9 protein-coding genes and 3 pseudogenes are annotated in these 8,753 nt (G+C 69.8%); 8 read left to right on the top strand and 4 right to left on the bottom strand.

The window, feature by feature from the left end:
• Positions 1-183: 183 nt before the first annotated feature.
• Positions 184-429, bottom strand: a complete 246-nt coding sequence (locus ACIRNI_RS31880; protein WP_403556864.1) for a hypothetical protein — start codon at positions 427-429, stop codon at positions 184-186.
• 105 nt (positions 430-534) lie between these two features.
• Between ACIRNI_RS31880 and ACIRNI_RS31875 the strand changes: the two are divergent.
• Positions 535-714 (top strand): annotated as a pseudogene (locus ACIRNI_RS31875) (ATP-binding protein); the annotation flags it as partial.
• A gap of 11 nt (positions 715-725) precedes the next feature.
• Here the strand turns inward: ACIRNI_RS31875 and ACIRNI_RS31870 are convergent.
• Positions 726-1,193 (bottom strand): hypothetical protein, encoded by a 468-nt coding sequence (locus ACIRNI_RS31870; RefSeq protein WP_403556862.1) that lies wholly within the window; start codon positions 1,191-1,193, stop codon positions 726-728.
• Between the two features lie 362 nt (positions 1,194-1,555).
• Here ACIRNI_RS31870 and ACIRNI_RS31865 point away from each other — a divergent pair, with 362 nt between their 5' ends.
• Together ACIRNI_RS31865 and ACIRNI_RS31860 are read left to right on the top strand one after the other, a co-directional pair.
• Positions 1,556-2,074 (top strand): HEAT repeat domain-containing protein, encoded by a 519-nt coding sequence (locus ACIRNI_RS31865; protein ID WP_403556860.1) that lies wholly within the window; start codon positions 1,556-1,558, stop codon positions 2,072-2,074.
• Positions 2,075-2,901: 827 nt separating this feature from the next.
• Positions 2,902-3,122 (top strand): annotated as a pseudogene (locus tag ACIRNI_RS31860) (hypothetical protein).
• Positions 3,123-3,587: 465 nt separating this feature from the next.
• Here ACIRNI_RS31860 and ACIRNI_RS31855 read toward each other — a convergent pair.
• Positions 3,588-4,049: a hypothetical protein gene (locus ACIRNI_RS31855; RefSeq protein WP_403556858.1), complete on the bottom strand. Its 462-nt coding sequence runs from the start codon at positions 4,047-4,049 to the stop codon at positions 3,588-3,590.
• Between the two features lie 558 nt (positions 4,050-4,607).
• Here ACIRNI_RS31855 and ACIRNI_RS31850 point away from each other — a divergent pair.
• The 4 genes from ACIRNI_RS31850 to ACIRNI_RS31835 all read left to right on the top strand — a co-directional run bounded on the left by ACIRNI_RS31850 (position 4,608) and on the right by ACIRNI_RS31835 (position 7,428).
• On the top strand, positions 4,608-5,153 hold the full coding sequence (locus tag ACIRNI_RS31850; protein ID WP_403556856.1) for a hypothetical protein: 546 nt from the start codon (positions 4,608-4,610) through the stop codon (positions 5,151-5,153).
• Between the two features lie 396 nt (positions 5,154-5,549).
• The gene (locus tag ACIRNI_RS31845; RefSeq protein ID WP_360791921.1) at positions 5,550-5,885 is read left to right on the top strand and encodes a metalloregulator ArsR/SmtB family transcription factor; all 336 of its coding nucleotides are present in this window, start codon (positions 5,550-5,552) and stop codon (positions 5,883-5,885) included.
• Complete coding sequence (locus ACIRNI_RS31840; protein WP_403556854.1) at positions 5,885-6,607, top strand: cation transporter; 723 nt, start codon at positions 5,885-5,887, stop codon at positions 6,605-6,607. The genes ACIRNI_RS31845 and ACIRNI_RS31840 overlap by 1 nt, the downstream gene beginning before the upstream one ends.
• A gap of 155 nt (positions 6,608-6,762) precedes the next feature.
• Positions 6,763-7,428, top strand: coding sequence for a class I SAM-dependent methyltransferase (locus ACIRNI_RS31835; RefSeq protein ID WP_403556853.1), 666 nt, complete (start codon positions 6,763-6,765; stop codon positions 7,426-7,428).
• 553 nt (positions 7,429-7,981) lie between these two features.
• Here the strand turns inward: ACIRNI_RS31835 and ACIRNI_RS31830 are convergent.
• Positions 7,982-8,520, bottom strand: a pseudogene (locus ACIRNI_RS31830) (helicase associated domain-containing protein); the annotation flags it as partial.
• 2 nt (positions 8,521-8,522) lie between these two features.
• On the opposite strand from ACIRNI_RS31830, the gene ACIRNI_RS31825 reads away from it, so the two are divergent.
• The coding region (locus tag ACIRNI_RS31825; RefSeq protein WP_403556866.1) for a hypothetical protein at positions 8,523-8,753 on the top strand (231 nt) is incomplete at its 3' end.

Raw genomic sequence — 8,753 nt, 5'->3', positions numbered from 1 at the left:
GAGCACCACCTTGGGGGCCCCCCCCCCCCGGGGGGGGGGGGCCCCACCCCCCGGCCCCCCCCCCCCCCCCCCCCCCCCCCCGCCCCCCCCCCCCCCCCCCCCCCCCCCCCCCCCCCCCCCCCCCCCCCCCCCCCCCCCCCCCCCCCCCCCCCCCCCCCCCACGAGGGCGTCAGAGCGAACTGATCAGGCGTGGAGCTGTACGGGGTACCCCATGTCGTCGATGTCGCGGAGCACGCTGATCGCGAGCATGACCGCGGTCACGGCGTTGACCGGGGTGTACTGCGTGTTCGCGGCCGCGTGAGCAGTGGCGTGCCGGTTGAAGTGCTCAGGGACCGGCGTCGACGGCCAGAACGGCTCCAGCGCCCTCGGGAACGGCAGGAAGGCCGCCGCCTCGTGGAACTGGCGGATTGTGGGGTCGTCGTCCTCCACGGCCGGGATGTTCTCCAGGACCTTGGAGTAGCCCGGCCACTGGCCGTTCGGGCTTAAGCCAGCCGGGGTTGGCGAAGGCCAGGCCGCGGATCAGGGTGTCCCAGACGTTTTGATCTTTTGTGCATCGACGAGCTCGGCTACATGGAACTGGACCGGCGCGGAGCCGAGCTCGTCTTCCAGGTCCTGACGGAACGCGAGGAGAAGAACAGCGTGGCCATCGCCTCGAACGACTCCTACCGCCTCGCCACCACCCGCGCCCGCGCCGAGCAACAGGAGATCGCCTGAGCTGCGGAGACTCAGATATGGGCCCGGATCTGCTTCACCGGATGGCCGAGTCGGTCCCCTAGAGCCGTCAGCTCGTCCTTGTTGAACCAGGGGCGTTCGGGATTCCAGATGGCGATCTCGAACCGGGCGAAACCGCAGGGCCAGTCGTAATCCAGCACGTCAAGAGTGGTTGATCCTCCACAGCACGGGACCTCGATCGCGAGCGTGGTGAACCCGTCGTCGCAGTGAGCCTCAAGGAGGTCGCCCCACCACTCCGTGTCGATGGCCGCCTGACACAAGGGGCAACTGATCCTCTCCAGGTTCGCCCCGCAGTCGACGGCCGTCACTACGTCGTGCCACGTCACCTCGATCTCTACGTCCACGCCGCCGGGCACTCCAGGGGCCAGGTCCTCGACGAGCGCGACGACGTGGTCGGCCGCATCGCGGTCCGGCTGCCACTGCGGATCACTCGGAATGATCGACAGGACGTCATCGCTCATAGCTTCCTCACCTCGTCAGGCCGCTGACCACCGCAGCGTCGCGACGAGATGTTATCGATCAAACGTTTCGGCACTGCACCGTCCTGGACCTGACACAACCGACACGGGACACGGGAGCAGGGGGCGCTCTCAGAACTCGGCAACATTTCAGCGCCAGCCCAGCGTCAGTCGCTGTCCGAAACCATCGACATCCGCTCTTGCTTCTCACCTACGCAGCCAGCAGTCGTTTGTCGATGAGCTCAGAAGGCGCCCTGTCGGCGGCCAGGCCGATGTTCACGAGTTCCGGAGGCACCCGCCGAGAATGATCTTGTTAGGGTCCACCCAAGACCTGGAGCGTTCAACGCATGGGAGGTGGTCAGGCGATGACCCCTGAGGAGCAGGATCTGGTCATGGGCCTGGTGTTCGTACCAGGTAAAGGCCGGACGCACACGCTCGACGAGGTGCTCGCCCACTTCGGCGAGTCCGACGGTGGGTCCCTGGCGCTCCGACTACTCCAGGACGCCATGGAGCGCCAGGATGCCGACGACGTCGAGATGGCGTTGATCGTCCATGCCGCCGCCGACGCCTCGGTCGAGGAGTTCCTGGAGCCGTTGACCGAGCTGTTCCCTGCCGACTGGCACAGGGAGTACGAGGACATCGTGTCCATGCTGGGCACGCTCCGCTCGCCCAAGACGGTGCCGACGCTGGTCTTGGCGACTCGCTGGGTTCCCGAGTACCTGGACTGGGACGAGAACCGCGCCCTCGCGGTGAAGGCGATCTGGGCTCTCGGTGCCATTTCCGGCTCGGAGGCCAGGGAAGCCCTCGAGGGCTTGCGCGACGACGAGAACGAGATCATCCGTGAGAACGCGCTGAAGCAGCTCGCACGCCGCGGCGAGCTCTGACCGCGGAGTCGTAGCCGTCCGCCGGAACACCCGGCCGAGTTTCCTCCGCCAGTCGTTCCCACCAAGATCAATCTCACCAGGATTTCCTGTACTTCAACTACTCACGGGATGTCGCACAAACCACCCGCCGGACCGTGAGTGACTCCCAGACTCATCGACATTGATCAAGGAACCGGCCCACGCGGTAACTCCCGAAGCCGTCGACAGACGACTTCCGTTCTCGTGTACAGAGCCATCGACACCGCCGCCCGCGAGCAGTTCGCCGCCCTCATCCTGGCGCGCGTCACCGTCGACACCTGGGCTCGCCCCGATAGCCGGCCCCCGACCGAAGACCAGTGCGCACCCGGGGCGCGCCCACGTCCTCCAGGACGGCACCGCCCACGAAACGCAGGCACTGCTGATGACCAACGCCGAAGTCGCCGACTGGCTCGCCGCGGTGGCGGCCGGAGAGAGCTGACCCCAACACACCCCGGGCTCCGGGGGATCAGCCATGACATCCCCAGGGCCCGGCTCGGGGATCGCTCCGTCCAACGACACTGCGACCCCCGCCGTCACACAGTGGCCAGCAGCTGCTCCAACACGCTGGCGACCTTCTGCGCGAGCGCCGCGACGCGGGGCGGCAGGTAGCTGTCCAGCGCTTCGACGTCGTCACACAGCCGGGGGAGTGGGAGATTACCCGTGTTCTGTTGCGGTACGAGCGGCTGGCCTCAGGTTCGTAGAAGGTCGGTGTGGATCGAGGACTTCGGCAGCTTGTCCTCGGCGGCCAGGTCGTCGTCGGAGGTGTCGTGGACGTACAGCTCGCCCGCGCCCGTGCCGCACGCCCGGAGATGGCCGCTGCGCTCACCGAGGACCAGGAGCCCGAGCCCGACGAGCCCCTGGGGTGGCAGCCGATCTGGAAGCGGCCCCGGAAGCCGAAGTCGAAGGCGGCGAAGAAGGCGGAACTGCGCAAGCAGCGGAAACGACTCCAGGAAGCCGGGAAGCGCCGCCTAGCCGCCGCGACGTGCGTGCTTTGTCCCGGGTGCGGCACTCCAACGCCTGGCTGTGGTGACGATGACGGACATCGTCCACCCCACCGAGTGGAGTCCAGTGAGTGGAGTCCACCCGATGGGCTCCACCGAGTGGACTCCACTCTGGTGCGCACCGGATGACGATGGACGCCACCGAGGTGCGCACCGCGATGTCCACTGCACCTGGTGCGCGCACCGCATTGGTGCGCGCACCGGCACCCCCCTCCTCCGGTGCGGCCGAGTTCGCGCGTGACCCCTTGTCCAGGTCTGCTACCCGGACGTGCGCCCCCTTGTCTACCTCTGCTACCCGGCCCATTTCTCCTTGCTACAGAGCCTTCCGGCCGCCGATCAGACTGCGGTCAAGGGGGTGCGTGATATAGGAGCCCGCCGCCCGCGGCGCGCCTGTGCGGTGCCCGGCACCGATGGCGCGCGCCGCGATGGACAGCGCGGTGCGGGGGTGCGCGTCGCGCGGTAGTGGTGCACACCGCCACCGCGCGGCACGCGCACTACACGACAGTGAGGCGCACCGGGTGCGCACCGGTCGGTGCGGGGTGCACATAGAGGGTCTGGCCCACGCCGACGGCCTCCAGCTGGCGCAGGGTGTCGGCGACGTCCTCGTGGTCCTCGGTGAGGAACTGCTGCGCGAAGTCGATGACGGCGCGGGCGATGCCCTGTGCCGTGTCCGGTCCGGCCTGCGCCCATATCCGCAGCGAGGTCACGAAGACCCGCCCGAGGGCCTCCAGGGCGAAGGTGTCCGCGCACGGCTCGCCGGCCTCCGGGCCGGGCAGCGCGGTGACCGGGACGACGATGCGCTCGGCGACGTCGACGAGCAGCTCGGGCATCCGCGGTGCAACACCGGCGAACTCGCAGGCGGCATCGACGTCGTCGGCCTGGACGGCACAGAGGTAGTTGAAGGCGCTGATGGCCTCGTGCGGGGTCATCGGGGCGAGCGGCGTGGTGTCGGGCATGTCGGCTCCTCAACGTACGGGCCGCCCCGCTGATCGCGGCGGCCTCAGAGCCGATGCTCGGATCGCGGCCCTGTGCACAGAGTCCGGCGCCGACGGGCGAGAACTCTTCCCTGCAGTGTTGTGACTGTTCGGGCGACATGTGGCGGGTTCAATGCAGGGAGTGATTATCAGGGTGCGATTGCGGTCAGGTCCGGTGATCGGCTCGCGTCGGGCGCGGGGCCGGGAAGACCACTGGGGTCCGCCGGTCCGTCGGTTGATCAAACGGTGCGGCGCGTATGTGGCCATAGATTGTCCCGAACGGCACTTTGCTCTGTTTCGGCTGCGGAGATCCCTGGCTGTTGAAAGCCTGTCCTGGCGTACCGGTGCCCCGTAGTCGGGCTGCCGTAGCTGCTCCGGGCCGGTCCTGGGTCGGTTGGCGGATGCTGTGCGCACAGGGGAGGGGGAACCCGTGACCGCTGACGCGAACACCGCTGCTCAGGACGGCGAACCGCAGGAGCCGGGAACATACGGTGACGAGGCGGAGGTGCTGCCGGCGGCCGAGGTGCGCAGCGTCTCTGCGTGCCGATGACACCTGGGTGGTGGACCGTCTTCCAGCCTTCCGAGAACGGGTGGAACGACGACGAGAAGTTCTCCGGTCACCACAGCAGCTCCAACCCGGCGCTGGCCGAGTTCCAGGGGCGCCTGCATCTGGTGCACCGAGGCGGCACCCACGACGACAACCTGTGGGCGGCTGTCTACGACGCGCAGACCGGATGGTCCGCCGACACCCAGATGCCCCACCACCGCAGCCTTGAGGGGCCCGGCCTCGCCGTCTTCGACGGCCACCTCTACTGCGTCCACCGCGGGCACGGCAACGGGGACCAGAAACTGTGGTGGGCCACCTACAAGAGCAGCAGCGGCTGGAGCGCCGACCGGGAGTTCCACGGTCATCTCAGCGGCGCCGGCCCGGCCGTGATCGCCTACCGCGACGCGAACGCCGAAACGGATCAGCTCCTGGTCGTCCACCGCGGCTACGGGCACCGTGCCGCCGGCACCGATGCAGCCGAGATGGAAGCCCGCATCGCCGCGGAAGAACTCGCCGCGGCCGAGCCCGGCACCGACTGACGCTGAGTAGGCGGTGCAGGCGAACGGTCTCGCCGAGCGTCTGCACCGCCGACCTGCCGGGGGCTCCAGCGTCCGCCCGGCCGGCACCCCGGATTTCGCCGGGATTCGCCACCCTGAACGACGCGCTGTCGGGACTCGCCGAGTCACTGCTTGGGCAGACACACACCACCGAGCCGCCATCCAACGGGAACAGAATCCGTCAACAGCGGTGAACAGAGCTTCTTGTGACCTGCGGGAACGGCGGATCGTGCCCGCCAACCACCGTGAACGGTCGCAAGTGTCCTGTGACAGGGAACTTGGACCGATTGCCATCGAGGTTGGACCGCTGTGCAGGCGGCAGGGGACTCCGATAGTGCAGGCTTTGGTGAATTCAGCAATGCGTGTACTGTCCTGGGTGTGCTGACTCTCGCTGCTGACATCGAGGTGCTGGCGCGGTTCGGCCGCGCCCTCGCCGACCCGATCCGCTGCCGGATTCTCCTCGCCCTGCGCGAGGCGCCGGCCCACCCCGCCGACCTGGCCGACGCTCTGGAGATCTCCCGGACCCGGCTGTCGAACCACCTGGCGTGCCTGCGCGACTGCGGCCTTGTCGTCGCGGTGCCGGTGGGCCGGCGCACCCGCTACGAGCTCGCCGACGAACGCCTCGGTCACGCGCTGGATGACCTGCGCACCGCCGTGGTCGCCGTCGAAGCCGACAAGACGTGTGCGGACGCGGAGCAGAAGGGCTGCTGCTGATGACCGCGGAGATATCCATCGGCATCGGCCCCTCCCCGGCCCGCCGCGACGTCCTCGCCAGGCGGATACGTCTGCTGGTCGCGGCCACCATCACCTACAACGTCATCGAAGCGGTCGTCGCGATCACCGCCGGGACGATCGCCTCCTCCACCGCGCTGATCGGCTTCGGGCTCGACTCCGTCATCGAGGTGTCCTCCGCCGCCGCGGTCGCCTGGCAGTTCTCCGCCTCCGACCACGCCACCCGAGAGGCGCGGGAGAAGCGGACGCTGCGGATCATCGCGGTGTCGTTCTTCGCGCTCGCCGCGTTCGTCGGCATCGACGCTGTCCGCGCGCTCACCGGCACCGGCGAGGCCGAACGCTCCATCCCCGGCATCGTCATCGCCGCCCTCTCCCTCGCGGTCATGCCGTTCCTGTCCGCCGCCCAGCGCCGGGCCGGCCGCGAACTCGGCTCCGCCAGCGCGGTCGCCGACTCCAAGCAGACCCTGCTGTGCACGTACCTGTCCGCTGTGCTCCTCGTCGGCCTGGTCCTCAACGCCACCCTCGGCTGGTCGTGGGCCGATCCCATCGCCGCCCTCGTCATCGCTGCCATCGCCGTCAAGGAAGGCCGCGACGCCTGGCAGGGCAAGGGCTGCTGCGCGGCCCCGGCCGCAGCGGTGCCGCCTGCCGGTGCCGAGCAGAGCGACACCTGCGGGTGCCGCCCCGGCTGCGACTGCTGCAGCTGAACCGCACCACCGGACACAGCGGGCTCCAACGAGGACACCGTCGGGGCCCCTTTCTGTCCATGGGCACGGGTGCGAACCGACATCGGAGCTCGGAGACCGGGGCCCTAAGCTGACCCGGGCATTGGCCGTGGGACGGAACAGGAAGGCGCTGCGGCGTGGAGAACACCGAGAAGGATCTGGCGGGCGCGCAGCGCGAGCACTGGCAGGGCACCTACGCTGCCCACCCGGGCATGTATGGCGAGCAGCCCTCCGCGCCCGCGGTCCATGCCGCGGAGGTGTTCAGGGCCGCCGGCGCGCGGGAGGTGCTGGAGCTCGGTGCCGGCCATGGCCGGGACGCCCTTTACTTCGCTCGCGAAGGCTTCACCGTGCAGGCCAGCGACTTCAGCCCCGTCGGCCTGGAGCAGCTGCGGGAGGCCGCTCACGCCCAGGGCGTCGCGGGACGGGTCACCACCGCCGTCCATGACGTCCGTGAGGCGCTGCCGCTGCCGGACGGTTCCGTGGACGCCGTGTTCGCGCACATGCTGCTGTGCATGGCGCTGTCCACCCGGGAGATTCACGCGGCGGTGGGCGAGATCCGCCGTGTCCTGCGGCCCGGCGGCGTGCTCGTCTACACCGTCCGGCACACGGGCGACGCCCATTACGGCGCGGGCACCGCGCACGGCGACGACATCTACGAGCACGGCGGCTTCGCCGTCCACTTCTTCGGCCGGGGCCTGGTCGACACCCTCGCCGACGGCTGGACCCTGAACGAGGTCCACGCCTTCGAGGAAGGCGACCTGCCCCGCCGCCTGTGGCGCGTCACCCAGACCCTCCCCCGATGAGCTTCGAACCGGTCCCGGCCGCGGACATCACCATCGACGGCACCGGCCTGCTCTGCGTGACCCTCCTGCTCCGCCTCCCTGTAGACGGTGAATGGCGGGATAGGCCCGCCCCACCTTTCAGGAGCGCCCTGTGGCGAGCACCGCGGACGAGCCCGAGCAGCCCCTTGACCGGGGCGAGCATCCCCCCTCCGCGGATCCCTCCATGACCCCCTCCGCGCCCCGTCACCGCGGGCCGGGCGTTTTTGCAGGTGAGAACAGGCGGACAGGGTGTCGGCGCAGGTCCGACAACCCTCTTGCCTCCAGGCGTCCTCTTCACAGGTAGAACTCGACAGGGCCCCGGCGGAGGGAGCTGCTGCAGGCGCTGGGGATGCCCCAGAGGGCTACGCCCGATCAGTTGTGGAGGCTGACCCGGCCGGGCAACCAGCACGACAAGCTCGTACGGGACAACCTCCTGGATCTTCAGGACCACCATCTGGTGAGGATCGAGACGGTCCGGGAGGACCAGCGGCAGGTGTGGGTGCTGACCCGGCGAGGCCACGGCGAGGCGAAGAAGCCGCTGCTGCCATTTGCCGAGGTCGCCGCTGTCCATGAGGACGCCGGGTGCGATGTCGGGCAGGTGACCGTCGGCGTCGACCAGGTCCGCCAGGACGCGGTAGTGCCGCTGCCAGTTGAGTGGCCACTCGCAGTCCCAGTCCGGGTCGATCGCCGTGAGCTGCGCCGCGCGTACGGCAGCCCGCTCCGGATCCTTGCCCAGGCCGTTCTTCGCACCCTTCCGCCGGAGGTTGGCCAGGTGCTGCCCGATCGGCACCTGCGTCCCATCGGCGGAACCGGTCCACACGGCGTCCTGGCGGGGTGCGAGGTGTCCGGTGGCCTGCCGGTACGAGCGGGAGCGTGCGAGAGCTTGTTCTCCCATGCTTCTTCGCCGGGCCTCCAGACCATCCCGGCCTCGGGCGCGTCGAGCAGGGTCTTGCGGTGCGGGTCGAGTTCGCCGGCGCGCAGCGTCTTGCGCTGCTGGTGGACCCACCGCCCGAGCGGAAACGCTTTGGTCGCCCCGACTTCGACCTGGGTGTCGTACGGGACGGCGTAGAGGCCCCGTGCGCCTGGACCATTCGCCGCGTCCCGCCGTACCGCTCCGTACCGGGGCCGCGCCGCCGCACGGCGGCAGCACGCTTGGGCCGTTCGCGGCCGGCCACCACCTGGCCGCCCGCCGCCCGTCGTACGGCCGGCCCGCGTCGGCCGTACGCCACCGCTGCGCGCAGCCGCGCGTGCCGGGGTCGCGCCGCCGTGCGCCCGTCGTACGGCCACCTCGCTGCTTCGCGTCTGGA

The organism is Streptomyces sp. NPDC093546, from assembly GCF_044765045.1.
Classification (GTDB): Bacteria; Actinomycetota; Actinomycetes; order Streptomycetales; family Streptomycetaceae; genus Streptomyces.
The sequence above is the reverse complement of the archived record's forward strand: the minus strand, read 5'-3'. Positions and strand labels throughout refer to the sequence as shown.

What these genes read in the sequence shown, in the direction of transcription:
- ACIRNI_RS31865 (WP_403556860.1), top strand. Translation starts at nt 1,556, where the DNA reads ATGACCCCTGAGGAGCAGGATCTGGTCATGGGCCTGGTGTTCGTACCA.
- ACIRNI_RS31870 (WP_403556862.1), bottom strand. Translation starts at nt 1,193, where the DNA reads ATGAGCGATGACGTCCTGTCGATCATTCCGAGTGATCCGCAGTGGCAG.
- ACIRNI_RS31855 (WP_403556858.1), bottom strand. Translation starts at nt 4,049, where the DNA reads ATGCCCGACACCACGCCGCTCGCCCCGATGACCCCGCACGAGGCCATC.
- ACIRNI_RS31840 (WP_403556854.1), top strand. Translation starts at nt 5,885, where the DNA reads ATGACCGCGGAGATATCCATCGGCATCGGCCCCTCCCCGGCCCGCCGC.